Source organism: Streptomyces sp. NPDC041814 (assembly GCF_055590565.1).
The window spans coordinates 549,644-574,469 of sequence record NZ_JBVJAM010000003.1 but is presented as its reverse complement, the minus strand read 5'-3'; the positions used below and the strand labels follow the sequence as shown (position 1 = coordinate 574,469).

The 24,826-nt window shown below is 71.7% G+C and carries 19 protein-coding genes; 8 read left to right on the top strand and 11 right to left on the bottom strand.

Features of this window, described 5'->3' with window-relative positions; translation table 11 throughout:
- Positions 1 to 134 precede the first annotated feature (134 nt).
- Positions 135 to 4,112: an SGNH/GDSL hydrolase family protein gene (locus ACZ6C6_RS12220; protein ID WP_469201744.1), complete on the top strand. Its 3,978-nt coding sequence runs from the start codon at positions 135 to 137 to the stop codon at positions 4,110 to 4,112.
- Positions 4,112 to 4,876, top strand: coding sequence for a hypothetical protein (locus tag ACZ6C6_RS12215; RefSeq protein ID WP_469201742.1), 765 nt, complete (start codon positions 4,112 to 4,114; stop codon positions 4,874 to 4,876). Before ACZ6C6_RS12220 ends, ACZ6C6_RS12215 begins: the two co-directional genes overlap by 1 nt.
- Positions 4,877 to 4,885: 9 nt before the next feature.
- Here the strand turns inward: ACZ6C6_RS12215 and ACZ6C6_RS12210 are convergent, their stop codons facing one another.
- From ACZ6C6_RS12210 to ACZ6C6_RS12200, 3 genes are all read right to left on the bottom strand, one after another.
- The gene (locus tag ACZ6C6_RS12210) at positions 4,886 to 6,778 is read right to left on the bottom strand and encodes a SpoIIE family protein phosphatase (protein WP_469201740.1); all 1,893 of its coding nucleotides are present in this window, start codon (positions 6,776 to 6,778) and stop codon (positions 4,886 to 4,888) included.
- Positions 6,779 to 7,163: 385 nt separating this feature from the next.
- The gene (gene fomD, locus ACZ6C6_RS12205) at positions 7,164 to 7,871 is read right to left on the bottom strand and encodes a cytidylyl-2-hydroxypropylphosphonate hydrolase (protein ID WP_469201738.1); all 708 of its coding nucleotides are present in this window, start codon (positions 7,869 to 7,871) and stop codon (positions 7,164 to 7,166) included.
- A 44-nt stretch (positions 7,872 to 7,915) separates the two neighbouring features.
- On the bottom strand, positions 7,916 to 9,319 hold the full coding sequence (locus tag ACZ6C6_RS12200; RefSeq protein ID WP_469201736.1) for a class II fumarate hydratase: 1,404 nt from the start codon (positions 9,317 to 9,319) through the stop codon (positions 7,916 to 7,918).
- A gap of 114 nt (positions 9,320 to 9,433) precedes the next feature.
- Between ACZ6C6_RS12200 and ACZ6C6_RS12195 the strand changes: the two genes are divergently transcribed.
- Positions 9,434 to 10,954 carry a ricin-type beta-trefoil lectin domain protein gene (locus ACZ6C6_RS12195; RefSeq protein WP_469201734.1) on the top strand — a complete coding sequence of 507 codons (1,521 nt, stop codon included), beginning with the start codon at positions 9,434 to 9,436 and terminating at the stop codon, positions 10,952 to 10,954.
- Positions 10,955 to 11,025: 71 nt separating this feature from the next.
- Here ACZ6C6_RS12195 and ACZ6C6_RS12190 read toward each other — a convergent pair whose 3' ends face one another.
- Positions 11,026 to 12,327: a M18 family aminopeptidase gene (locus ACZ6C6_RS12190; protein ID WP_469201732.1), complete on the bottom strand. Its 1,302-nt coding sequence runs from the start codon at positions 12,325 to 12,327 to the stop codon at positions 11,026 to 11,028.
- A 399-nt stretch (positions 12,328 to 12,726) separates the two neighbouring features.
- Complete coding sequence (locus tag ACZ6C6_RS12185; protein ID WP_469201867.1) at positions 12,727 to 13,926, bottom strand: MFS transporter; 1,200 nt, start codon at positions 13,924 to 13,926, stop codon at positions 12,727 to 12,729.
- 146 nt (positions 13,927 to 14,072) lie between these two features.
- Between ACZ6C6_RS12185 and ACZ6C6_RS12180 the strand changes: the two genes are divergently transcribed.
- The gene (locus tag ACZ6C6_RS12180) at positions 14,073 to 15,089 is read left to right on the top strand and encodes a LuxR C-terminal-related transcriptional regulator (protein ID WP_469201730.1); all 1,017 of its coding nucleotides are present in this window, start codon (positions 14,073 to 14,075) and stop codon (positions 15,087 to 15,089) included.
- Between the two features lie 45 nt (positions 15,090 to 15,134).
- On the opposite strand, the gene ACZ6C6_RS12175 is transcribed toward ACZ6C6_RS12180, so the two are convergent.
- Positions 15,135 to 16,811, bottom strand: a complete 1,677-nt coding sequence (locus tag ACZ6C6_RS12175; protein ID WP_469201728.1) for a fumarate hydratase — start codon at positions 16,809 to 16,811, stop codon at positions 15,135 to 15,137.
- 206 nt (positions 16,812 to 17,017) lie between these two features.
- Here ACZ6C6_RS12175 and ACZ6C6_RS12170 point away from each other — a divergent pair, with 206 nt between their 5' ends.
- Positions 17,018 to 17,686 (top strand): DUF1707 SHOCT-like domain-containing protein, encoded by a 669-nt coding sequence (locus ACZ6C6_RS12170; RefSeq protein ID WP_469201726.1) that lies wholly within the window; start codon positions 17,018 to 17,020, stop codon positions 17,684 to 17,686.
- A gap of 142 nt (positions 17,687 to 17,828) precedes the next feature.
- Positions 17,829 to 18,173, top strand: a complete 345-nt coding sequence (locus ACZ6C6_RS12165) for a WhiB family transcriptional regulator (protein WP_018519019.1) — start codon at positions 17,829 to 17,831, stop codon at positions 18,171 to 18,173.
- An 84-nt stretch (positions 18,174 to 18,257) separates the two neighbouring features.
- Here the strand turns inward: ACZ6C6_RS12165 and glpX are convergent, their stop codons facing one another.
- Positions 18,258 to 19,289 (bottom strand): class II fructose-bisphosphatase, encoded by a 1,032-nt coding sequence (gene glpX / locus ACZ6C6_RS12160; RefSeq protein ID WP_469201724.1) that lies wholly within the window; start codon positions 19,287 to 19,289, stop codon positions 18,258 to 18,260.
- Positions 19,290 to 19,432: 143 nt separating this feature from the next.
- Between glpX and ACZ6C6_RS12155 the strand changes: the two genes are divergently transcribed.
- Entirely contained in the window at positions 19,433 to 19,951 is a 519-nt protein-coding gene (locus tag ACZ6C6_RS12155) for a DUF4245 domain-containing protein (protein ID WP_469201722.1), read from the top strand.
- A gap of 93 nt (positions 19,952 to 20,044) precedes the next feature.
- Here ACZ6C6_RS12155 and ACZ6C6_RS12150 read toward each other — a convergent pair whose 3' ends face one another.
- The 4 genes from ACZ6C6_RS12150 to ACZ6C6_RS12135 all read right to left on the bottom strand — a co-directional run bounded on the left by ACZ6C6_RS12150 (position 20,045) and on the right by ACZ6C6_RS12135 (position 23,703).
- Positions 20,045 to 20,635, bottom strand: a complete 591-nt coding sequence (locus ACZ6C6_RS12150; RefSeq protein ID WP_365678058.1) for a malonic semialdehyde reductase — start codon at positions 20,633 to 20,635, stop codon at positions 20,045 to 20,047.
- A gap of 148 nt (positions 20,636 to 20,783) precedes the next feature.
- Positions 20,784 to 21,020: an exodeoxyribonuclease VII small subunit gene (locus ACZ6C6_RS12145; protein WP_469201720.1), complete on the bottom strand. Its 237-nt coding sequence runs from the start codon at positions 21,018 to 21,020 to the stop codon at positions 20,784 to 20,786.
- 51 nt (positions 21,021 to 21,071) lie between these two features.
- Positions 21,072 to 22,283 carry an exodeoxyribonuclease VII large subunit gene (xseA, locus tag ACZ6C6_RS12140; protein ID WP_469201718.1) on the bottom strand — a complete coding sequence of 404 codons (1,212 nt, stop codon included), beginning with the start codon at positions 22,281 to 22,283 and terminating at the stop codon, positions 21,072 to 21,074.
- A 46-nt stretch (positions 22,284 to 22,329) separates the two neighbouring features.
- Positions 22,330 to 23,703 carry an APC family permease gene (locus ACZ6C6_RS12135; protein ID WP_469201716.1) on the bottom strand — a complete coding sequence of 458 codons (1,374 nt, stop codon included), beginning with the start codon at positions 23,701 to 23,703 and terminating at the stop codon, positions 22,330 to 22,332.
- 74 nt (positions 23,704 to 23,777) lie between these two features.
- On the opposite strand from ACZ6C6_RS12135, the gene ACZ6C6_RS12130 reads away from it, so the two are divergent.
- Positions 23,778 to 24,767 (top strand): 4-hydroxy-3-methylbut-2-enyl diphosphate reductase, encoded by a 990-nt coding sequence (locus tag ACZ6C6_RS12130; RefSeq protein WP_469201714.1) that lies wholly within the window; start codon positions 23,778 to 23,780, stop codon positions 24,765 to 24,767.
- Positions 24,768 to 24,826: the final 59 nt, after the last annotated feature.

Genomic DNA, 24,826 nt, shown 5'->3' with positions numbered 1-24,826 from the left:
AGGGTTTGCCCTCATCGGCCTTGGCGTATCTACGACACGTAACTCCCTTTTCCTGGCTGTTCCTTGTATGCGTCACCTAACGTCGTCACGAACTGCCGTCATGGACAGGCGTCGACGCAGACCAGGGAGCATTCTTGAGAGCCGGAAGATCCGTCGGACCGTTCCCCATACCCGTGGTGCTGGCGGTCAGCGCCGTACTGACCGGCGGTCTGGTCCAGGCCGCGCCCGCCGTCGCGGCGGCCCCCGTACCGAAGACCGCTCCGGCTACGAGCAGTACCGCGCCCGCCCCTCCGGTCCGGGTCACCGACCCGGACCGGCAGCTCGGGAAGGGCTGGAAGAGCTCCAAGGACCGGGCCGTGGTCGCGGCGGCCGACACCGACGGCCTCCACATCCTGGTCGCCGACAGCGCGAACGCCTACACGTGGAAGACGGCGGCCAGGCTCTCCGAGCCCGGCATGCCCGCGGACTCGTGGATCGGCAACACCTGTGTCATGGACCGCTCCCATGCCGCGGTCGCCTACGCGCCCAGGGCCTTCACGAACAAGCCGGACCTGATGCAGGGCGGCGCCTTCACCGCGATCGTGGATCTGGACACCGGCCGCGTGACGAAGCTGCCGTTCACGGCGTCACTGGCCTACTTCGACCCCACGTGCAACGCCGAGCAGGGGACGGCCGCGTTCACCGCGTACCGCGGGATGAACGACGTGCGCACCATGAAGACGCGCCTGATCACCGTGAACACGGCCGGCAGGACGCGCGATGAGGCCACGCTCGACGGGCAGTTCACCAGCGCGGTGCCGGCCGAGGGCGGCATGCTCGCCGGGCACGGGCACGGAGTGGTCCGCGTGGACCACGCGGGCAAGGTGACCAAGCTGGCCACCGCGGACAGCGTCCCGTTCGACATCCGTCCCGCCAAGGACGGCCGGATCGCGTTCGTGGACCGCAAGGGCACCTCCGTATCCCAGGCCAAGGTGTTCACCGGCCGGGGGAAGCCGGACCTCCTGGCCAAGGGGAAGGTCGGTGAACTCGAACTCCTGCCGGGCGACGCCGGACGCGTGTTCCTCACCGGCCGCCCCTCCGGCGAGCCGCGTGTCCAGGGGAGCGGTGTCACCGTGCTCGACGCGCCCGCCGACACGACGGTGTCCGGCCTGGGCCGACTCGCCGTCGACCCGGTGCTCACTCCGGGGGTGCAGGCGGGTCTGGAACGGATCAAGAACACGGGCCGCGGATTCACCAAGGCCGAGCCCGACCCGCAGCCTCCGGCCGAGGAGGAGTCGGCCGAGCCGGTGACCGTCACCTCGACGGCCGTCACCACCGGGAAGAAGCTCACACAGAGCGTCCTTCCCGCTGCTGCCGACCCCAAGTCTCCGGCCGTCCTCTCGCCGGCTCTGGCCGACCGGACCAGGGCCACGGCGAAGACCGCGCCCTCCGCGCTCAGCGCGACGGCCGCGGCCGTGTCCAGCACGCCGACGGACCCCGACCGCTGGTGTTCGATCTCCCGGAACGATGTGAACGCCCAGGCCCTGCAGCCGACGCCGAACCAGGTCGAGTGGGCCGTGGACATGGCGGTGCGCGGCCAGCTGCGCTCGCAGTGGCTGACCACCGGGGGCTGGCGCAACCAGTACGGTCTCGGCGTCGTGGACCCCCAGGGTCTCTTCCCCAAGCCGAAGCTGGGCGATTCCGAGACCGCCCGCATCCCCGCCAACGTGATGCTCGGCATCCTGGCCCAGGAGTCGAACCTGTGGCAGGCCGAGTCCGGCGTCGTCCCCGGCCAGATGGGCAACCCGCTCGCGGCCGTCGACGGCTACTACGGGCATGACGCGTCAGGCACGACGGATGACTACTGGAAGGTCCACTGGGACGAGTCCGACTGCGGCTACGGAGTCGGGCAGATCACCGACGGCATGCGCCTGGCCGGCCACGAGAAGACCGGTGAGACCAGCCTGTCGCCGGAGAAGCAGAAGGCCGTCGCCCTCGACTATGCCGTAAACGTCGCCGCGGCCGTGCAGATCCTCGCCGACAAGTGGAACGAGGTCCACACGGCCGGGCAGGAGGTCACCGTCAATGACGACGACCCCTCGAAGGTGGAGAACTGGTTCACCGCCGTCTGGAACTACAACCTCGGCTTCAACCCGCCCACCCCGCATTCCAGCGGCCCCTGGGGACTCGGCTGGTACAACAACCCGGCCAACCCGATCTACAAGAAGAGCTGGGGCCATCCCTTCATGGACACCAGCGTGGACCCCGACGCGAACCACGACGCGGCACACCCGCAGGACTGGCCGTACGAGGAGAAGGTGATGGGCTGGTCCGCCTGGTCCATCGACACGGGCTACTCCTACAGCACGGACGGACGGCAGGACTGGCAGGGCGAATCCGGATTCAGCTCCGCCGGCTTCTACCCCGCCTGGTGGGTCAGCAACGCGGAGCGCAGCAGGGTCTCCCCGGACCTGAGCGTCTTCTGCAACGCGTTCAACAACTGCGACTCCCTCAGCCCGCCGGACTGCGACACCGAGGCGTGCTACGCGCAGTACTGGTGGCACAAGGAGAACGCGACCTGGAAGGACGACTGCGCGACCAACTGCGGCCACGAGCACATCAAGTACGAGACGCTGCGCTCGGAACCGGGGCGCGGCTACCGGCTCAAGCACGGCACCCCCGTATGTGACGGCGCGCCGACCGGCTCCCTCGTGGTCGCCTCCGTACCGGACGGCACTCCGTCGTGGAACGATTGCGGGACGATCTCGTCCCAGGGCAGTTTCGCGTTCGGTTTCCAGGCGGACTCCGACAGCCATTACGAGGCGAAGGCCGACCTCCATCAGGTCGGTGGTGGTTACGACGGCCACTTCTGGTACACCCACACCCGCAACCAGGCGCACCTCGGCGACTCCGGGCCCATGACGATCACCGGCACCTGGACCCTGGGGCAGAGCGCCGGCTGGGCGCGCGTGTTCGTACACCTGCCCGACACGGGTGCCCACACCCAGCAGGCCCACTACGTCGTCAAGGGCACCGACGACGGGGACCGGGACCGCTATGTGAACACCCACTACGGCACGAACACCTGGTTCGAACTCGGTACCTACCACTTCACCGGGACACCCCAGGTGGAACTGTCGAACACCACGGCGGACGGTACGGCCGACGACGACATCGCGTTCACCTCGGTCGCCTTCCAGAAGCTCTCGGCCAAGCCGAAGCACATGGTCGTGGCCATGGGCGACTCGTACTCCTCCGGTGAGGGAGCCGGCAGCTACTCGCCCGAGTCCGACCGGGACCACGGCACCTCCCAGTGGAACGCCTGCCGTCGCAGCGCGAACTCCTGGGCCCGCAAGGTCGTCCTGCCCTTCACCAGCAAACCGATCGGCGAGCTCGCCGACGGCGGTGACGCGTCGCTGGACTTCCAGAACGTCTCGTGCTCCGGTGCGAAGACGTGGCAGCTGACGTCCGGGGACCCCAACTCCTGGGGTGCGATGGGCAACTACCACGAGGTGACGCAGATCGACTCGGGCGTCCTCAACAAGGACACGAGCCTGGTCATGCTGACCATCGGCGGCAACGACGGGGACAACTTCACCAACGCGGTCACCGACTGCTACATCGTGGGCATCTGCGACGAGGACGACTTCACCGGCAAGGCGCACACCGCGGTTCAGGACACCGAGGCACTCATCACCGAGATCACGGGGCAGGCGTACAACGCCCGGGTCGTGCTCATGGGTTACCCGCACATCGTCGCCGACGATCCCTGCACCACGGGGAACTTCGACGTGCTGAACAACCTGGCCGACTACATGCGCGACGAGCAGAAGGCCATGGTCGATCGCCTGGCCGCGAGTGGTCACAAGGTCACGTTCGCCGACGCCATCCCGGCCTTCCACGGCCATGGGGTGTGCGACGGCGACCCGTACATCCACGACATCGTCGCCGGACCGAACGGTGACGGCGACTTCCACAGCGGGGACGACGCGACTCCGACCCCGTGCCTTCCCTGGCCCGGGGACGACATCTGCGCGAGCCTTGAGTCCTTCCACCCGAACGGCTCGGGAACGGCGAAGTACGCCCAGGTCATGGATCAGGCCCTGGCCGACGCCAAGTACACGGGGAGCTGATGGCCCCGATTCCCAGTAGCCCGGTGGTGACGCGGCGGCCCGGCCGTCGCGTCACCACCGGCTGTCTGCTTCTGCTGATGGTTCCGGCCGCGTTGCTCGCGTACTTCTGGTACGCGGCCTGGCACGCGGGCCGTGTGAACGAGAGGCGGCAGGAGGCGGCCGCGGCCTCCGTGCTCGCGCAGGCCCGGCGTTCCTCGGACGATACGGTCCGTGCGCTGTCGGCCACGCGGTCCACCAACCCCGACGCGCTGGTAGGCGTCATCGGGCAGCACACGCACGCCCCGGTCATCGCGTACGACCCGGAGCACGGGACCTACGCCGCCACCGCCGCGTGGTCGTCGGACCACGACGAGAAGGGGGTCGTGCTCGCCGGCGGGTCCGTCCGGACGGAGCGCTGCTTCACCCTGACGTTCACACGGAAGGCGGCCGCCACGACGTGGACGGCGAAGCGGGCCGAGCGGGACGACAGCGCGTGCCGGAGCGGCCGGGTGATCGACTTCGACGTGAAGCTCGCGCGGAAGCGCCTGGCGGCCATGGCCGACCGGGTGACCCCGGCGGAGGCGACCCGGGTCCTCGACCCGGCGCACCGGCAGCGCCCGTACTCCGTGAAGCAGGTGAGGAGGTCCGGCGACGCGGACGTCGTCACGGTGCTCGTCCGGGAGAGTGTCGGCGGCGGCGCACCCGTACAGCAGTGCTACGCCTTCACCCGCGGCCGCGGGGCGGACGCCGCTCCCGTGACCGCCGTCCCCGTGGCCACCTGCTGAACCGGCGGGTCACCGCTGCCCGGTCGGCATCTCGAACCAGACCACCTTGCCCGTCGACAGGCGCGTCGCGCCCCAGCGGCGGGCCAGGCGGTTGACCAGGAACAGGCCGCGCCCGTTCTCGTCCATGTCCTTGGCGCGGCGCTGCCGGGGCAGCTGCGGGGAGTCGTCGCCGACCTCGCACCGCAGTGTCTCGGTGCGCAGCAGCCGCAGGGTGACCGGGCGCTCCGCGTACCGCACGGCGTTGGTGACCACCTCGCTGATCAGGAGCTCCACCGAGTCCGACAGCTCGTCCAGGCCCCACCGGCCGAGCGCCCTGCGCGCCAGCCTGCGGGCCCGGCCGGGGGCGGAGTCGTCCGGGTCCAGGAACCAGTAGGCGACGTCGCTCGGCGCGATCCCGTCGAAGCGGGCGGCCAGCAGCGCGATGTCGTCGTCGCGGTCACCGGGGCCCAGCATGTCCAGCACGTCGTCGCACAGGGCCTCCAGCGGCGGCGAGTGGTCCGGGCCGGTCAGCCGGGCGGTCGCGGCGAGCCGTTCCCGCAGCATCTCGATGCCCGTCCACACGTCCCTCAGCCGCGACTCGACAAGGCCGTCGGTGTACAACAGCAGGGTCGCGCCGGCCGGTGCGTCCAGTTCGACGGCCTCGAAGTCCACTCCGCCCACGCCGATCGGCGCCCCCGGGGGCACCCGCAGGACCTCGGCGCGCCCGCCCAGGTGGAGCAGGACGGGCGGCGGGTGGCCCGCGTTGGCGACGGTGATGCGGTGCGCGACGGGGTCGTAGACCGCGTACAGGCAGGTCGCCATGCGGTCGCTGCCGAGGCGCTGCGCCTGCTCGTCCAGATGGTGCAGGACCTCCTGCGGGGGCAGGTCGAGCCCGGCCAGGGTCTGCGCGGTGGTCCGGAGCTGGCCCATGATCGCGGCGGACGTCATGGAGTGGCCCATGACGTCCCCGACGACCAGGGCGACCCGGCTGCCGGGCAGCGGGATCGCGTCGTACCAGTCGCCGCCGACCCGGGCCGTCTCGGCGGCCGGGAGGTAGCGCGAGGCGAGTTTCACGCCGGTCGGCTGGGGGAGCGAGTCGGGCAGCATGGTGCGCTGGAGCTCGTCGGCGATGTACGCCTCGCGCCCGTAGAGCACGGCCTTGTCGATGCCGAGGGCGGTGTGCGTGGCCAGCTGGGCGGCGACCAGGAGGTCGTTGGCCTCGAAGGCCGGGCGCTCGGCACCGCGCAGGAAGACCGCCGCCCCGATCACCCGCCGCCGGCCGCGCAGCGGGGCCAGGATCACCCGGTGGCCGGACGGGACCGAGCGGTCGGCGCCCAGCAGTTCGGGCAGCGCGACGCGGGCCGCCGCGGAGTCACCGAAGACCGGCCGCACCCCGCGCAGCACCTCGGCGAGAGCGCTCCCGGGACGGACCTCGCACAGCTCGGCGGCGGGCATCAGGTCGGCCTGCGGGTCGAGGGCGGGCAGCCGCAGCCGCTCCGTCTCCGACAGGCTCTCGGTCTCCTCGTCGGTCAGCCGCAGCCGGTCCGAACGGCGCAGCCGCAGCACGAACGGGTTGACCGGCCGCTCGTCGCCGACGGGCAGTGGGTCGCGGAGGTAGACGAGTATGGCGTCGGAGAACGTCGGCACGCTGGCCCGGCACAGCCCGAGCACGATCTCGTCCAGGTCGATGCCCCGGGCGATCCGCCGGGTCGCGGCCCCCACGAAGCGCAGCCGGTCGCCTTCGCGCCGTGTCGCCGCCTGGGGATCGGGGGCCGCGCCGGCGGGGCCCTTGGCGGGTGCCGGGATCGCCGTGGCGGCAGCGGCGGCCGCCACGGCGGCGTCCCGCTGCCGCGGCCGGGTGCGTTCCTGCGGCCGGGCGGCGAGAGGCTGCCGGCCTTCGTGGGAGGTGGGATGCTCCGTCACGCGTGGGATTCCGTCCGTCCGGGCCGGTTGTATGAGGCAATCACCTTGTGGGGCGCTACTGTGCCCCGGCAGGAGCGGCGATAACAACGGCTGACATCGCCTTCCCCGTCGTACGGGGCCGAAACGCGATGTCCGATCAGGATGCCGGTGACAACGTTTCCATGGGGGCGGCAGCGGCCGGCGGACACCTCTCCACCCCCTCGTAGTGGCTCATGCGATGCGGGCAACTCGTGCGACTCGTGACGCCGATGCGGCCCCTGAGGGCGCGGTCCGCGCGACGAGCCGATGACTCGCGGTCAGGTCCTGCACCCCGCCTGCCGGTTGGGGTCGGGCCACGCTCCTCGGGACGATCCTACGTTTGCCCCCCTGGGGTGCATCAAGGGTCTCACGACGGCATGGCGGAAGCCGTACGGTCCGAACCGTCCGGCCGGCGGTCCCAGTCGTCCGGGAGTTCGGGCACCCGCCACGCCGGATCGGGCCGCCAGTCCTCCCAGCCGTCCCGGAACGGCGCCCCCCAGGAGCGGATCAGCCCGACCGCCGCGCGCCCCGCCTCGCGCACCCGGCGCGCCGTGTCCGGCGTGATCAGGCCCACCCGCTGAGCCTGCTCGAACTCGTCCTCGTCGCGCCAGAGCCAGCTGCGGTCCGGGTAGACGGAGATGTCCAGGAAGTGGTCCTCGGAGTCGATGCCGCCGGCCCATCTGGTGCGCGGCTCCTCCAGGTTCACGTACCAGCTGCGGAACTGCCAGCCGCGCTCCCAGAACAGCCAGACGGACCAGGGGTCGCCGGGCCTTGCCAGCTTCAGGACGCCGTTGCCCAGCCAGAGCGAACGGGCCGTCGTGCGCGGGGCGGTGTACCGGGTGGCGAGCGGTTCGGCGTGCACGTCGGTGCCGTCGGCCAGGACCGGCTTGACGCACTCGGTGCCGGGCGCCACCCACACCGCGAGCAGGTCCTCGGTGTCCTGGACGACCGTGACCGGGCGGCAGATGTGGAACGCGTGAGCGGCGGAATCCGGCCGTTCGGGGCCGTTGCCGCGGTAGCGCCACAGAATCTGGTCACCCGGCGCCCAGCGCTCGGTCTCTCCGGTACCCGTCATGGAGAGATCCTACGGAGCGCGCCGCCCCGGGACGGCGGCGCCCGTCACGGGCGGGTCATGCGCAGCACGTCCAGGGCCTCGTCGAGCTGCTGTTCGGTCAGGTCTCCGCGCTCCACGTAGCCCGATTCGAGGACGACCTCACGGATCGTCCGGCGTTCCGCGAGCGATTTCTTGGCGACCTTGGCCGCTTCCTCGTAGCCGATGTACTTGTTCAGCGGGGTGACGACGGACGGCGAGGACTCGGCGTACTCCCTGGCCCGCCCGGCGTTCGCGGTGATGCCGTCCACCGTGCGGTCGGCGAGCAGCCGGGAGGCGTTGGTGAGCAGGCGTACGGACTCCAGCAGGTTCTTCCCGATCACCGGGAGCATGACGTTCAGCTCGAAGTTCCCGGCGGCGCCCGCGGCGGCGACCGTGGCGTCGTTCCCGGTCACCTGCGCGGCGACCATCAGGACCGCCTCGGGGATGACCGGGTTGACCTTGCCCGGCATGATCGAGGAGCCGGGCTGGAGGTCGGGCAGGGCGATCTCGGCGAGACCGGTGCGCGGCCCGGACGCCATCCAGCGCAGGTCGTTGCAGATCTTGGTGAGCGAGACGCCGATGGTGCGCAGCTGGCCCGAGGTCTCCACGAGGCCGTCCCGCGCGCCCTGCGCCTCGAAGTGGTCGCGGGCCTCGGTGAGCGGAAGGCCGGTGGCGCGGGCCACCTCGGCGATGACGGCGGCGGAGAAGCCGGGCGGGGTGTTGATGCCGGTGCCCACGGCCGTGCCGCCGAGGGGGAGTTCGGCGAGGCGGGGGAGCGAGGCGCGCAGCCGCTCGACACCGTGGCGGATCTGGGCGGCGTACCCCCCGAACTCCTGGCCGAGGGTGACGGGCGTGGCGTCCATGAGGTGGGTGCGCCCGGACTTCACGACCGTCGCGAACTCCTCCGCCTTGCGCTCCAGGGCGGCGGCCAGGTGGTCCAGGGCGGGGATCAGGCCGCCGGTGACCGCGGCGGTGGCGGCGATGTGGATCGAGGAGGGGAACACGTCGTTGGAGGACTGCGAGGCGTTGACGTGGTCGTTGGGGTGCACCGCGCGGCCCAGGCGCTCGCCGGCGAGGGTGGCCAGGACCTCGTTGGTGTTCATGTTCGAGGAGGTGCCCGAGCCGGTCTGGAAGACGTCGACCGGGAACTCCGCGTCCCAGCGGCCCTCCGCCACCTCGGCGGCCGCCTCCTGGATGGCCTCCGCGATGTCCGGGGCGAGGACCTTCAGCTCGGCGTTGACCTTGGCGGCGGCGGCCTTGATACGGGCCAGGGCCTCGATGTGGGCCCGCTCCAGGCGCTGGCCGGAGACCGGGAAGTTCTCCACGGCCCGCTGGGTCTGGGCGCGCCATTTCGCGGCGGCGGGGACCCTGACCTCGCCCATCGAGTCGTGCTCGACGCGGTAGCCCTCGGCCGTTCCCTGATCCGTCATCGTTCAACCTCTCTGAAGTCACCCAAAAAGATGAGCACTTGTCTTGTTCGATGTATTCCCAAGTCGCCTACCGACCAGTAAATACCGGGGGTAACCACAACCCGGGGAGGCGCAATGAGGCGCACCAGGCACAGACTCCGCTGTACCGTCGCGGCCGCCGCGGCCGTCGCGGCGGCGTTCGGCGGGATGACCGCGGCGACGGGTACCGCCGCCGCGTCCGGTACCACCAGTACCGCATCCACCCCCCTGTCACCCGAACTGGAGGCCATCCGCGCCGCCGAGGCCACCCGGCTGTACGGCGACCCGGCCGAGCGCCCGCCCGCCGAGCGGAAGACGGGTCTCATCTCGCTCGGCGACAGCGAGATCTCCGGCGAGGGCGTCGGCACGTACGAGGCGGGCACCAACGGCCCCGACAACTGGTGCCACCGCTCGCCCGACGCCGCCATCCACCGCACCGGGATCGCGGCCGACGTCACGTACAACGTCTCGTGCTCCGGCGCGTACACCGGAAACATCGTCATCGGCGGCTCCAAGCAGTACGCCGACGAGCTGGTGCAGAGCGACAACCTGGCCATCAAGGCGCGCAACACCCGCATCAAGATGATCGTGCTGGTCGCGGGCGCCAACGACGACCTCCAGTTCGGGCCGGTCATGACGGACTGCGTGGAGCGCTGGGTCCTCTTCCAGGGACCCTGCCAGTCCAAGTACGAGGGCGGCTGGCAGGCCCGCGTGGACGGGCTGGTCCCCAAGGTCGAGAAGACCGTGCGCGACCTGCGTACCGTGATGACCGGCGCCGGCTACGCGGACAGCGACTACAAGCTCGTCGTCATGGGCTACCCGAGCCCCATCGGCCCGGACTTCTACGACAACCCGAGCTTCCCCGGCAAGCTTCCCGGTGGCTGCGCGGGGTACGACTCCGACGCCGCCTGGGGCCGCAACACCGCCGTTCCCGCATTCGAGCGCGGCATGCGGAAGGCGGCGGCCGACACCGGCGCGGTCTACCTCGACAACTCGCGGCTCTTCCACGGCCACGAGGTGTGCAGCGAGTCCACCTGGGCGCGCGGCCTCTACATCGACCTGTCGCACTTCCCGCCGGACTCCAACTCGGTGCGCCAGTCCTTCCACCCCAACGCGGCCGGGCACGGCGCCTTCGCCTCCTGCCTGACCCAGATCTACAACTCCGGCCTGCGCGAGGCGAGCTGCGCCGACCCGGCGAGCACCGGACAGCCGGTCCTCCAGCCGGTCGCCTGGGACGACGTCTTCAAGCCGCTGCGCGGCGAGGCGGCCTCGGCCTGCCTGGACGCCCCCGCCTCCGTCACCCGCAACGACACCGGGGTCACGGGCTGGGAGTGCCACGGCGGCCGCAACCAGGGCTGGTGGTACGACTCCGGCACGCGGACCCTGCGCACCGAGCTGAGCCACGACCGCTGCCTGGACGTCCCCGGCGCCGACTACGAGGCAGGCGCCGCACTCATCCTCTACAACTGCTCGGGCGCCGCCAACCAGCGCTTCGTACGCCAGGCGGGCACCCTGCGCCCGGCCGCGGCCACGGGCCTGTGCGCGACCCTGGCGGGCGCCCACGACCCGCTGAGGCTGCAACCCTGCGACGGCACCGCGAAGCAGCGCTTCGCGTAACCCGCCGCGGACACCGGTACGGGGAGGGACCGCGACGGCCCCTCCCCGTACCAGGCGACACGTCCCGTGGATCAGGCGGACGTCACGAACGCCGCCAGGATCGACGCCAGATAGCCAGGGTCGCGCGCCCCGCACAGCTCACGGGCCGAGTGCATCGAGAGCCCCGGCACCCCCACGTCGACCGTCGGCACACCCAGCCGGGCCGCCGTGAGCGGACCGATCGACGTGCCGCACGGCATCGCGTTGTTGGAGACGAACGGCTGCCACGGCGCGCCCGACCGCTCGCAGGCCGACGCGAACAGGGCGAACCCGGTCGAGTCGGTGGCGTACCGCTGGTTGACGTTGACCTTGACCGTCGGGCCGCCGTTGGGGAGCGGCTGATGGCCCGGGTCGTGGCGCTCCGCGTAGTTCGGATGCACCGCGTGCGCCATGTCGGCGGACACGCAGTACGCCCCGGCCAGCGCCCGCGACCAGTCCTCCGCGCTGCCGCCCCGGGCCGACACCGAACGGCTCAGCACCCGCTCCAGCATCGGGCTCTGCGCCCCCGTGTCCGAGCCGCTGCCGACCTCCTCGTGGTCGAAGGCCGCGAGCACCGGGATGTACGCGGGCGGCTCGGCGGCCGTCGCCGCGGCCGTAAGGGCGGTCACTCCCGCGTGCACCGACACCAGGTTGTCCAGCCGCGACGACACCAGGAACTCCCGCTCCGCGCCCAGCCGGCCGGGCGGCTGCACGTCGTGCAGCATCAGGTCCCAGCCCAGCACCTCGTCCGGCTCCGCCTCGGCCGCCGCCGCGACCCGGCGCAGCAGCGCGCCCTCGTCGGCCGCGCCGAGCGACCAGACGGGCGCGATGTGGCGCTGCCGGTCCAGGGCGAGCCCTTCGTTGACCGTGCGGTCCAGATGGATCGCCAGCTGCGGGACCCTCAGCAGCGGCTCGTCGATCTGCACCAGCCGGGACTCGGTCCCGCCGCCCGGTGCGCGCAGCGCGAGCCGCCCGGAGATGCCCAGGTCGCGGTCGAGCCAGGTGTTGAGCGGCACCCCGCCGTAGATCTCCACCGCGACCTGCCGCCAGCCCGCCGAACTCGTGTCGGGCGTCGGCTTGATCCGCAGGTTCGGCGAGTCGGTGTGCGTGCCGATGATCCGGAACGGGGTGTGGGCGGGCAGCGACTCGGGAACGAACCAGGCGATCAGCGCGCCCCCGTTGACGACGAAGGCGCCGCCCGTGGTGCCCGTCCAGTCGTCGGTTCCGCGCAGTTCACGAAAGCCCGCCTTCTCCAGCCGCTGGGCCGCGCTCGCCACGGCGTGGTACGGGGAGGGGCTGGCGGCGATGAAGGTGAGCAGGTCGTCGGCATGGCTGCGGTGGGGGACCGGCATCATGCGGTGTCCGCCTTTCCGGAGTGGTGAGGGTGGCGCTGCCGCCCGGGGTTCGGACGGGGTCGGCAGGGGCGAGGACGGCGGCGGGCCCGTGGGGTGGCCCGCGTCCGGCGGTGGCACCGGGCCGGCCGCCCGGCGGTGCGGAGTTCTCCGGCAACGCCGGACAACCCACCGCATTCGCGTGGGGCCCCGCAAGCCCGGCGGGCGGCCCGGTGCGCGAAAGCGGCGGTGCGCCGCGGAGTGCCGCGGAGGGCGGACGGGCGGGCGGGGCCCCGCTCCGGTCCGTGCCGGGTCCCCGCGGCTCCGGCCGGCACGGGTGCGCGGGCGGCGCCGCGGTCGCGCGAGATTGGCTGATTTCCGATGTACGTGTAGGGGCCCCGTTTCGCCCCCGGTGCCGCCCCGTCACGGCGCCGACGCGGTCGCCCGCGCCCGCCGCGTTCCCGCCGTGCGCACCAGGAACACCACCGCGACGGCGAGGGCCGCGCCGTGCGACCAGCCGACGACCGCGAGCGGGCTGAAGTGTTCGAGGGCCGCCGCCACAGCGATCATCCCGGCCCCGAAGCCCAGGTTCTCCACCGTCGCGGACAGCCCGAAGGCGTGCGCCCGGGGCCCGGCCGGCAGGGTCTGGAGGTGCGAGGTGTACGCGACCTCCGTCAGGCCGTCCGCCGCGCCCGCCACCAGCGCGATCCCGGCCGTGGCCGCCGCCGGGAACCCGGCGAACGCCAGGATGAACGCCGCCGACATCACACAGGTCCCGTAGCCGAAGCCCGCCGCGCCCACGGACCGGCCGGTGCGGCGCGCGTACCGCTGGATCACCTGCTGCGCCACGATGTTCCCGACCGCCCACAGGCACCAGAACGCGCTGACGAACAGCGCCGGGTGCGCGTCGTCCAGCGCGGCGGAGTGCACGGGCAGCGCCGCGTTGTGCGACGAGGAGCCGAGCGCGTCCACCCCGCGCAGCCCCACCATCAGCCCGAGACCGGGCACCGCGGCCAGCGCGGCGAACGCGACCGGGCTCCGCCGCCGGGGGCGGTCCTCCTTCGCGGGCACCGCCTCGGCGCGCCCCTTCCCGCTTCCCGCGACCGGCAGCAGCGCCACCGTCAGCGCGCAGACGGCGAAGGTGCACAGGTCCACCACGAACGCGGCGGTGTACCCCACCAGCGACACGACCACACCCGCCGAGGCGAAGCCCGCCACCATCGCCAGCGAACGCCCCGTCACGGACAGCGAGTTCGCCCAGGACCGCCGCTCCTCGCCCACCATCTCCGGCACGGAGCTCCGCAGAGCCACCATGAACAGCGTCCCGCAGGCCCCGACGACCACGGAGACGGCGAACAGCGCGGCCGTACGCAGGCCGTCCGGCGCGAGAATCAGCGGGACCATCACGGCGCCCTGCGCGATATTCGTCCAGAGCATCACGCTCTTCGCCGTGCATCGCGCGAGCAGCCCGCCCGCGATCAGCCCGGCGAGAAATCCGGCGCCCAGCCGCAGGGCCATGAACAGCCCCATCGCGAGCGCCCGCCCCGTCGTCTCGTAGACGAAGAGATTGAGCGCCACCATATTGAGGAACGTGCCGTACGAAGAGACCGCGTATCCGGCCACCAGAAAACGGAACACGCGCTCACCGCGCGGCGGTACGGGCGGCTCGCCGACGGGAGAGGGGCTGCTGGAGGACACCCCGACATCGTGGGCCAGAGCACGCAACCGGGGCCCGTTCCCCCGTATGCACAAAGGTAATCTGCATCCTTGTGAAGGACGATCAATCCCGCCCAACGGCATGTGATTGCCGCGAACCGGCACCGGACGGTGCCGGCCGGCCGGGAGATCCACCGCAACAGCCGTGCGAGCGAGCCCTCGCCGCGTACCGGCGCGCACTGGTGGCGGGCAGCCTGCCCCGCGAGGAGGTGTCCGGCTGCCTGACCGCCCTTCACCTGATGGTCCCGGACCGCGCGTCACCCGGCTCGATGGTCCCCGTACCGCCGGAGACCGCCTCCTACGCCGCGCTCGCGCCGCTGGAGGAGGCCGTGCTCGAACGGCGCCGCGCCCTGCGGGCCACCCGCGCCACCCTCGCCGCCTTCGAGACCCTGTACGCCGACGTGCACCGGCTCGAACAGCCCGCGCTCACCCGGCTCTCCGGGGAAGCCGTCATCAGCCGGGCCCTGGAGGCCGGGGTGGCCGGCTGCCGCGAGGAGATCCGCACCGCGCAGCCCGGCGGCGGCCGCCCCGAGCAGGCGCTCCGGGAGGCGCTCGTCCGCGACCTGGGGAACCTGCGGCGCGGCATCCGCCAGCGGACCGTATACCAGCACACCGTCCGCTCGGACCGGGCCACCCTCGCCTACATCGAGCAGGTGAGCGCGGCCGGGGCCGAGATCAGGACGCTCGCCGAGGTGGTGGACCGGGTGATCGTCGTGGACCTCGACCTCGCCTTCGTGCCGTTCTCCGACGAACCGCACGAGGCGCTGTGCGTACGCCACCCGGCGCTGGTGCGCTTCCTGGCCCGCGACTTCGACGAGGCGTGGGCGCGCGCCGTCCCCGTACGGCCGGAACGGGCGCCGCTGCGCACCCCCGTCGTCACCTCGGACCTGCAACGGGCCATCCTGCAGGCCGTGGTGAACGGCGAGACGGACGCCGCCATAGCCCGCCGGATCGGGATGAGCAGGCGCAGCGTCGCCGAGCACATGCGCAAGGTCTCCGAGCAGCTGGGCAGCACCAGCCGCGCCCAGCTCGGCTATCTCGTCGCCACCTCGGGGCTGCTCGACGGGTAGGCCCGACCGCCGCCGGAAGGGCACGCCCCTCCGGCGGCGCGTGGCTCAGCCCAGGCCCGGGCCGCGCACCGGGATGCTGGTGAACGTGGGCGCCGGGGCGGGCTCGGTGAAGAAGTCGTTGCCCTTGTCGTCCACGACGACGAACGCGGGGAAGTCCTCCACCTCGATCCGCCAGACCGCCTCCATGCCCAGCTCCTCGTACTCGACGACCTCGACCTTCTTGATGCAGTCCTGCGCGAGCCGGGCCGCGGGGCCGCCGATCGAGCCGAGGTAGAAGCCGCCGTGCTCGCCGCACGCGTCGGTGACCTGCTTCGAGCGGTTGCCCTTCGCCAGCATCACCTTGGAGCCGCCCGCCGCCTGGAACTGCGCGACGTAGCTGTCCATGCGGCCGGCCGTCGTCGGGCCGAAGGAGCCGGAGGCGTATCCCTCGGGGGTCTTCGCCGGACCCGCGTAGTACACCGGGTGGTCCTTCAGGTACTGCGGCATCTCCTCGCCCGCGTCCAGGCGCTCCTTGATCTTGGCGTGCGCGATGTCGCGCGCCACGACCAGCGGGCCGGTCAGCGAGAGCCGGGTCTTGACCGGGTACTTGGTCAGCTCCGCGAGGATCTCGTCCATCGGCCGGTTCAGGTCGATGCGGACGACGTCGCCCTCGGTGTCGAGGTGCTCGTCGGTGGTGTCCGGCAGGAAGCGGGCCGGGTCCGTCTCCAGCTGCTCCAGGAAGACGCCCTCGGCGGTGATCTTCGCGGTGGCCTGGCGGTCCGCCGAGCAGGACACGGCGATGGCGACGGGCAGCGAGGCGCCGTGCCGGGGGAGGCGCACCACGCGTACGTCGTGGCAGAAGTACTTGCCGCCGAACTGCGCGCCGATGCCGATCTTCTGCGTCAGCTCGAAGACCTTCTCCTCCAGCTCCTTGTCGCGGAAGCCGTGCCCGGTCGGGGAGCCCTCGGCGGGCAGCTCGTCCAGGTAGTGCGCGGAGGCGTACTTCGCGGTCTTCAGCGCGAACTCGGCGGACGTACCGCCGACGACGATCGCCAGGTGGTACGGCGGGCAGGCCGCGGTGCCCAGCGAACGGATCTTCTCCTCCAGGAACTTCATCATGGACGCCTCGTTGAGGACGGCCTTGGTCTCCTGGAAGAGGAACGACTTGTTGGCCGAGCCCCCGCCCTTGGCCATGAAGAGGAACTTGTACGCGCCGCCGTCGGTGGCGTACAGCTCGATCTGCGCGGGGAGGTTGGAGCCGGTGTTCTTCTCCTCCCACATGTTCAGCGGGGCCATCTGCGAGTAGCGCAGGTTGAGCTTGGTGTACGCGTCGAAGATGCCGCGCGACAGGGCCTCCTCGTCACCGCCCTCGGTCAGCACGTTCTGCCCGCGCTTGCCCATGACGATCGCGGTGCCGGTGTCCTGGCACATCGGCAGGACGCCCGCGGCGGCGATGTTCGCGTTCTTCAGCAGGTCGAGCGCGACGAACTTGTCGTTGGACGACGCCTCCGGGTCGTCCACGATCCGCCGCAGCTGCGCCAGGTGCGCGGGCCGCAGGTAGTGCGAGATGTCGTGCATGGCCTCGGCGGCCAGGGTGCGCAGCGCCTCCGGATCGACCTTGAGGAACGTACGCCCGTCGGCCTCGAAGGTGGACACACCCTCGGCCGTGACCAGGCGGTACGGCGTGGTGTCCTCTCCCAGAGGGAGCAGATCGGAGTACGCAAACTCTGGCATTACGGCCATTCCTCACTCGGCAGACAGCGGCTGGCCACCCTTGGACAGCGCACCCACCAGGGTAGGACGCGCCGGGACCGGCGGGCTTGTGAGGTAGGGCTCACCGCCCGTGCCGCACCGGGGCCGTCCCGGGGCCGTCCCGGGGTGTCGCTCTCGCGACCCGCCGCCTCGCCCCACCCCTGTCGCGATCTATCGCGTTTCGGTACGCTGGGGCGGTGGACCTCGACAAGCAGCCCCAGCAGCCCGCCGCACCGGCGGACACCGACGCCATCCGTGCCTCCGACGCGGACCGCGACCGGATCGCGGACATCCTGCGCGAGGCGCTGGCAGAGGGCCGGCTGACCGCCGACGAGCACGCGGAGCGGGTCGACTCCGTCTACCGCGCCAAGACCGTCGGCGAGCTCGAACCGCTCGTACGGGACCTGCCGTCGCCCGGCGGGGCACCCAGGGCCGCCGCCGGCACGCCTTACATGTACGGCTCCGAGCCGGCCCCCGGCCCCGCCGACAATCTGGTGGCGATCTTCAGCAGCTCGACCCGCAGGGGCCGTTGGCGGGTGGGTCCCCGTACGAACGCGTTCTCGCTGTTCGGCAGTGTGGAAATCGATCTGACGGAGGCGCTTTTCGGTCAGCGTCTCACCGTCATCAACGCGACATCCGTCTTCGGAAGTGTGGAGATCCGGGTCCCCGAGAACATCTCGATGCGCGGCAGCGGCACGGGTATTTTCGGCAGTTTCGAAGTCCGCACGCTGGAATCCGCCGATCCCGAGGCGCCCGTGGTCGTCGTCAACGGATATTCGGTGTTCGGCAGCGTCGAGGCGAAGCCGAAACGCGGCAAGTTCATCGCGGATCTCCAGGACCGGCTGCGTAAGCACCTCGGCCACTGAGCCGTTTCCATCCGGCCGAAAAGCGACTCGACCGCAATTGCGCGGTACGGACCTGAGTGCCACTCAGTGCATAGGCACGCGCACAGCGGGTAGGGACTGCTGCATCGTCTCTCGCTCGCGAAGCCGTCGTCAGGAGTGGACCGTGCTGCAACTGCCGCATCAGCCCCTGCAGGTCGCCGCCGTGCCCCCGCAGCGGGTCCCCGCTCGGGAGGACCAGGCAGGCCCCTGGCATTCGGAGGCGGTGTGCCGCCGGGACGAGGCCGGGCTGTTCTTCGCCCCGTCGAAGGAGCCGACCGCCGCCCGCCTCTCGCGCGAGGAGTCCGCGAAGCGGGTCTGCGCGCGCTGTCCCGTGATGGTGGAGTGCCGCGAGCACGCCCTGATGCAGCCCGAGCCGTACGGGGTGTGGGGCGGCCTCACGGCCGCCGAGCGCCGCGTGGCGCTGGCCCGCCGCAGGCGGCGTGACGTGGAGCTGAAGGCCGCGGGCTGACCGGGCCGCCGGTTCCGTACCCGTACGTACGAAGAGGCGCCCCCACCGCACATGGGGGGCGCCTCTTCCGCCGGGTGCGCGGTGCTACTTCGCGCGGTCGAAGTCGACGGCGCTGTAGGCGCGCAGCTTCGACAGCCGATGGGTGGAGCTGATCGTCCGGATGGTGCCGGACTTGGACCGCATGACGATGGACTCCGTGGTCGCCGTCTCCGAGCGGTAGCGCACCCCGCGCATCAGCTCGCCGTCGGTGATCCCGGTCGCCACGAAGAACACGTTGTCCCCGCTGACCAGGTCGTCCGTGGACAGCACGCGGTCCAGGTCGTGCCCGGCGTCCAGGGCGCGCTGCCGCTCCGCCTCGTCCTTCGGCCAGAGCTTGCCCTGGATGACACCGCCGAGGCACTTTATGGCGCAGGCCGAGATGATGCCCTCGGGCGTGCCGCCGATGCCCATGAGCAGGTCCACGCCGGTGCCCTCGCGGGCGGCCATGATCGATCCGGCCACGTCGCCGTCGGAGATGAACTTGATGCGGGCTCCGGTCTCCCGGATCTCCTTGACGATGCCCTCGTGGCGCGGGCGGTCGAGCACGACGACGGTGACGTCCTCGGGCGTGGAGTTCTTCGCCCGGGCGACGCGGCGGATGTTCGCCGAGACGGGGGCGTTGATGTCCACGAAGTCGGCCGCCTCCGGGCCGGTGACCAGCTTGTCCATGTAGAAGACGGCGGACGGGTCGAACATCGCGCCCCGGTCCGCGGCGGCCAGTACGGCGATCGCGTTCGGCATGCCCTTGGCGTTGAGGGTGGTGCCGTCGATCGGGTCGACGGCGATGTCCACCTCGGGCCCGGTGCCGTCCCCGATGTGCTCGCCGTTGAACAGCATGGGCGCTTCGTCCTTCTCGCCCTCACCGATGACGACGACGCCGTTCATGGACACGGTGGAGACGAGGGTCCGCATGGCGTTCACGGCGGCGCCGTCGGCCCCGATCTTGTCCCCGCGGCCGACCCAGCGCCCGGCGGCCATCGCGGCGGCCTCGGTGACCCTGACCAGCTCCAGGGCGAGGTTGCGGTCGGGGGCCTCCGGGGAGACCTCCAGCTGGGACGGCAGATGATGCTCGGACATCGGAGCGCACCTTTCTGTACGGCGACGACCGGATGAGGGTGATCTGACTCTATCGCCAGGCCGATAAAATGAGCAGACCGGGTCACGTTTGAGCGGGGTGGCCCCCGGTTCGGCCGCACGGGTGCTGATGCGACGATGGGGGTGTGGCAAGCAAGCAAGGCAAGCAGACCGTCCGGGACATGATCCTGTCGCTGTTGGCGATCGCCGCCGTGGCGGGTGTCGTCTACATCTTCATCCCGCACGACGACAAGGCCGATCCGGTCAAGGCGGTCGACTACCGCGTCGAGCTCCTGACCGCGCGGCGTGCCGCCCCGTACCCGGTGGCGGCCCCCGACGGGCTGCCCGCGGGCTGGAAGCCCACCTCGGTCACGTACCAGCGGGACAAGGGCAACAGCTGGCACCTGGGCTTCCTCGACCCCGACGGCAAGTACGTCGCGGTGGAGCAGTCCACGGCCCCGGCGAAGTCCTACATCACCCAGGTGAGCCAGGAGGCCAGGGACACCGGGCGCACCCAGGAGGTCGCCGGGCAGACCTGGCAGCGCTGGGAGGGCCCGAAGTACGACGCGCTGGTACGCGAGGAGAAGGGCGCCACGACGGTGGTGACCGGCTCGGCCGGGGCGGAGCGGCTGGCGGAGATGGCGGCGGCGCTGAAGACGTCCTGACCGCCCGTACGGCGTACGGACACGGGGAAGGCCCCGGAGCACTCGCTGCTCCGGGGCCTTCCCCGTGTCCGGCCGTTCGGAAACGGCGGTGGCTCAGACGGTCTTGACGACCTCGTCGAACGCCAGGCGCGGCAGGCGCGGGAACCAGGCGTCCTCGCCCGGCTTGCCGATGTTGACGACCATCAGCACGTTGTGGTCGCCGTCCAGGAACTCCTTCTCGATGCCCGCGGCGTCGTAACCGGTCATCGGGCCCGCGGCCAGGCCGGCGGCGCGGACGCCGATGATGAAGTACGCGGCCTGCAGGGCGGCGTTCAGCGAGGCGGCGGACTCGCGGACCGGGCGCTCCGAGAAGAACATGTCCTTGGCCTGCGGGAAGTGCGGCAGCAGGGCCGGCAGCTCCTCGTGGAACTCGTTGTCCGCGGCCAGGATCGCGACCAGCGGCGCGGTCGAGGTCTTCGGCTGGTTGCCCTCGGCCATGTGCTGGACGAGACGCGCGCGGGCCTCGTCGGAACGCACCAGCACGACGCGCAGCGGCGACTGGTTGAAGGCGGTCGGGCCGTACTTGACCAGGTCGTAGATGGCCTGGACCTGCTCGTCCGTCACCGGCTCGTCGGTGAACGTGTTGGCGGTGCGGGCCTCGCGGAAGAGGAGGTCCTGGGCGGCGGGGTCAAGAACGAGGGACATCGTGCGTATTACCTTCCGGACGTACACGGGGGGATCGGGTCACGGACACGGAGGATCCGGCCACGACGATCACCGTACGGGGAAAGTGCATTAACTTTCAACTAAACCGGGAGTGGGCTGACTCACGCCGGAGAACCGGAATAAGCCGTCACCCCTCGTCCTCCGCCGGGCCCGCGAGCGCCGCGTCCAGCCGGGCGCGGGCACCTTCCAGCCAGTGCCGGCACACCTTCGCCAGCTCCTCGCCGCGCTCCCAGAGCGCGAGGGAGTCCTCCAGCGAGGTCCCGCCCGCCTCAAGGCGGCGCACCACCTCGATCAGCTCGTCGCGTGCCTGCTCGTAGCCCAGCGGGCTCGTCGCTGCGGCGGCCGTCGTCCCGTCGTCCGTCATGTCATCCACCCTATGTGTCCTGCTTCCGTGTCGGTCCCGGCCCCGGGACCGCTACTCCGCGACCCGCACCGCGAACTCGCCCCCCGACACCCGGGCCCGCAGCGGCTCCCCGGCCGCGCCCGCCTCCGCGGGCTCCCGCACCACGTGCCCGTCGGCGCGCTGGAGCACCGCGTAACCGCGCTCCAACGTCGCGGCCGGAGACAGCGCGAGGACCCGGGCCCGGGTGTGGGCCAGCTCCGAATCGGCCCGGTCCAGCAGATGGCCCAGCACCCGGCGGGCGCGCCCGGCCAGCGCGTCGACGTCCGCCTCGCGCTCGTCCACCATCCGCTGCGGGTGCTCCATGCAGGGCCGCCCCAGCGCGTGGGCCAGGCCCCGCTCCTCCCGGTCGAGCAGCCCCCGCACCGTCCGCAGGGCCCGGTCCCGCAGCTGCCGCACCCGGTCCAGCTCCTCGCCCACGTCCGGCACGACCTTCTTCGCCGCGTCCGTGGGCGTCGACGCCCGCACGTCCGCGACGAGGTCGAGCAGCGGGGAGTCCGGCTCGTGCCCGATCGCCGAGACCACCGGCGTACGACAGGCCGCGACCGTGCGGATCAGCTCCTCGTCCGAGAACGGCAGCAGGTCCTCGACGCTGCCGCCGCCGCGCGCCACGACGATCACGTCCACCTCCGGGATGCCGTCCAGCTCCTTGACCGCCTGCACGACCTGGCTGACCGCGTGCACCCCCTGCACGGCGGTGTTGCGGACCTCGAAGCGGACCGCGGGCCAGCGGCGGCGGGCGTTCTCCAGGACATCCCGCTCGGCCGCCGAGGCCCGGCCGCAGACCAGGCCGATCAGCTGCGGCAGGAAGGGCAGCGGCCTCTTCCGGTCCAGGGCGAAAAGACCCTCCGAGGCCAGGGACTTCTTCAGCTGTTCGAGGCGCACCAGCAGCTCGCCGATGCCGACCGGCCGTATCTCCGTCGCCCGCAGCGACAGCTGCCCCCGGGGCGCGTACCACTCCGGCTTGGCGAGGACGACGACCCGCGCGCCCTCCGAGACGACGTCGGCGATCCGGTCGAAGACCTGCCGGAAGCACGTCACACTCACCGAGATGTCGTGCGACGGGTCGCGCAGCGTCAGGAACACCACCCCGGCGCCGGGCCGCCGCGACAACTGCGTGATCTGGCCCTCGACCCAGACCGAACCGAGCCGGTCGATCCAGCCGCCGATGAGCCGCGACACGTCACCGACGGGCAGCGGCGCTTCCGGGGAAGTGTTCAGAGCCATGCGAGCGAGCGTAACGGCCGCGACCGACAAGAGGGCCCGTCACGCCTTACGCGGTCACGCCCCGCCGCCCCCGCTGCACCAGCACCACCACAAGACCCACGACCAGCCAGCAGGCGCCCACCACCTGCGCGCTCCCCGTCGCCTCCACGATCACCGCGATCAGCACCCCGGCCCCCACCACCGGCACCACCAGATGCCGCCACCAGCTCGGCTCCCCCTCCATCCGCCGCACCACGAACCAGCCGACCACCGACGCGTGCAGCAGCACGAACGCCGTCAGCGCCCCGATGTCCACGACCGAGACCAGATGGTCGAGCCCGTCGTCGCGCCGCGCCGCCCACACCGCCGCCACCAGCGTCACGACAGCCGCGAGCAGGATCGCCACCCGGGGCACCCCCGAACGCGGATCGACCCGCGACAGCAGCCCCGGCAGCCGCCGCTCCCGGGCCATCGCGAACAGCAGCCGCCCCGCCGCCGCCTGACCCGCCAGCGCCGCGAACGCCGCCCCGACCGCCTTGCTCACCGCCACCAGATCGTGCAGCCAGGTCCCCACCGCCGCGTCCACCGTGTCGTAGAACGCCGAGCCCTGCGCCCCCGGATCGGCGGTCAGCTCCGCCGAGGTCATCGGCTCCAGCAGAGCGGCCAGATACGCCTGCGCCACGAACAGCGCCCCCGCGAGCACCAGGCAGAACAGCACCGCCCGCGCCACCTGCGCCGAGCCGCCCGTCACCTCCTCGGCGAACGAGGCGATGGCGTCGAACCCGAGATACGAGAGCACCGCCACGGACACCGCACCCAGCACCGCCGACGTCGAGAACCCGGAATCCCCGGTGAGCGGCGACAGCCAGCCGCGCTGCGCCCCGTCCCGTACGAGCACCACCACGGCGGACACCACGAACACCAGCAGCACCACGATCTCCATCGCCAGCACCGCGAAACCGACCCGGGCGGCGGCCCGCACGCCCCACAGGTTGAGCAGCGTCGTCAGAACCACCGCGAGCGCGGTCCACACCCACCGCGAAACCCCCGGGACCAGCGAGTTCATCGCGATCCCGGAGAAGAGGTACGCCACGGCCGGGATCAGCAGGTAGTCCAGCATCGCCATCCACCCCGCGATGAACCCAGGCCCCTCGCCGAGCCCCTTGCGGGCGTACGCGAACACCGACCCGGCCATCGGGGCGACCCGCACCATCTGCGCGTAACTGAACGCGGTGAACGCCATCACGACGGTCGCGGCGACGTACACCAGCGCGACCGCCCCGTCCGACTTCGCGTCCAGCGTCCCGAACACGCCGACGGGGGCCATCGGGGCGATGAAGAGCAGCCCGTAGACCACCAGGTCCCGGAAGCCCAGAGTCCGCCGCAGACGCGCCGTCTCCGTTGAACCGTCGCTGCCGGAAGCCGTACCGCTGTCGGCCATGAGCCCTCCATTGGTCGAGTCAAGACCAGTCTCCCGACCTGCTGCCCCCCGCGCCCGTCCGGTACGGCCTTACGATGGGACGCATGACTGCTACGACCCCCCGACGCGTCCTCCTCGCCGCTCCCCGTGGCTACTGCGCGGGCGTGGACCGTGCCGTGATCGCCGTGGAGAAGGCCCTGGAGCAGTACGGCTCCCCGGTCTACGTGCGCCACGAGATCGTCCACAACAAGTACGTCGTACAGACCCTGGAGAAGAAGGGCGCGATCTTCGTCGAGGAGACGGCGGAGGTCCCCGAGGGATCGATCGTGATGTTCTCGGCGCACGGCGTCGCCCCGACGGTGCACCAGGAGGCGGCCGAGCGGAAGCTCGCCACGATCGACGCGACCTGCCCGTTGGTCACCAAGGTCCACAAGGAGGCCGTGCGCTTCGCGCAGGAGGACTTCGACATCCTCCTCATCGGCCACGAGGGCCACGAGGAGGTCATCGGAACCTCCGGCGAGGCCCCCGACCACATCACCCTGGTCGACGGCCCCGAGGACGTCGCGAACGTCGAGGTGCGGGACCCCTCGAAGGTCGTCTGGCTCTCCCAGACCACCCTCTCCGTGGACGAGACGATGGAGACGGTCGGCGCCCTCAAGGACAAGTTCCCGCTGCTGATCTCGCCGCCGAGCGACGACATCTGCTACGCCACGCAGAACCGCCAGACCGCGGTGAAGCAGATGGGCGCCGACGCGGACCTGGTGATCGTCGTCGGTTCGAAGAACTCCTCCAACTCGGTCCGCCTGGTCGAGGTCGCCCTCGGCGCGGGCGCGGGCGCCTCCCACCTGGTCGACGGCGCCGACGAGATCGAGGAGGCGTGGCTGGACGGTGTCTCCACCGTCGGCGTCACGTCCGGTGCCTCCGTGCCCGAGGTGCTGGTCGACGGCGTGCTGGCGTGGCTGGCCGAGCGGGGTTTCGAGGACGTCGAGATCGTGAAGGCCGCCGAGGAGTCGATCGTCTTCTCGCTGCCGAAGGAACTGCGCCGCGATCTGCGCGCGGAGGCGGCGGCCCTGAAGGGCGAGTAGCCGGGGCCCGCGGGTGCCGTTCCGGGAGTGATCGCGCGCCGGTGCCCGTACCGTGGATC

Bases quoted from the DNA above. Each gene is read 5' to 3' on its own strand.
- ACZ6C6_RS12135 (WP_469201716.1), bottom strand. From the start codon at position 23,703: ATGGCCGACAGCGGTACGGCTTCCGGCAGCGACGGTTCAACGGAGACG.
- fomD (WP_469201738.1), bottom strand. From the start codon at position 7,871: ATGACGGGTACCGGAGAGACCGAGCGCTGGGCGCCGGGTGACCAGATT.
- ACZ6C6_RS12190 (WP_469201732.1), bottom strand. From the start codon at position 12,327: ATGATGCCGGTCCCCCACCGCAGCCATGCCGACGACCTGCTCACCTTC.
- ACZ6C6_RS12175 (WP_469201728.1), bottom strand. From the start codon at position 16,811: ATGGCCGTAATGCCAGAGTTTGCGTACTCCGATCTGCTCCCTCTGGGA.
- ACZ6C6_RS12145 (WP_469201720.1), bottom strand. From the start codon at position 21,020: ATGACGGACGACGGGACGACGGCCGCCGCAGCGACGAGCCCGCTGGGC.
- glpX (WP_469201724.1), bottom strand. From the start codon at position 19,289: ATGTCCGAGCATCATCTGCCGTCCCAGCTGGAGGTCTCCCCGGAGGCC.
- ACZ6C6_RS12215 (WP_469201742.1), top strand. From the start codon at position 4,112: ATGGCCCCGATTCCCAGTAGCCCGGTGGTGACGCGGCGGCCCGGCCGT.
- ACZ6C6_RS12200 (WP_469201736.1), bottom strand. From the start codon at position 9,319: ATGACGGATCAGGGAACGGCCGAGGGCTACCGCGTCGAGCACGACTCG.
- xseA (WP_469201718.1), bottom strand. From the start codon at position 22,283: ATGGCTCTGAACACTTCCCCGGAAGCGCCGCTGCCCGTCGGTGACGTG.
- ACZ6C6_RS12195 (WP_469201734.1), top strand. From the start codon at position 9,434: ATGAGGCGCACCAGGCACAGACTCCGCTGTACCGTCGCGGCCGCCGCG.
- ACZ6C6_RS12130 (WP_469201714.1), top strand. From the start codon at position 23,778: ATGGGACGCATGACTGCTACGACCCCCCGACGCGTCCTCCTCGCCGCT.
- ACZ6C6_RS12150 (WP_365678058.1), bottom strand. From the start codon at position 20,635: ATGTCCCTCGTTCTTGACCCCGCCGCCCAGGACCTCCTCTTCCGCGAG.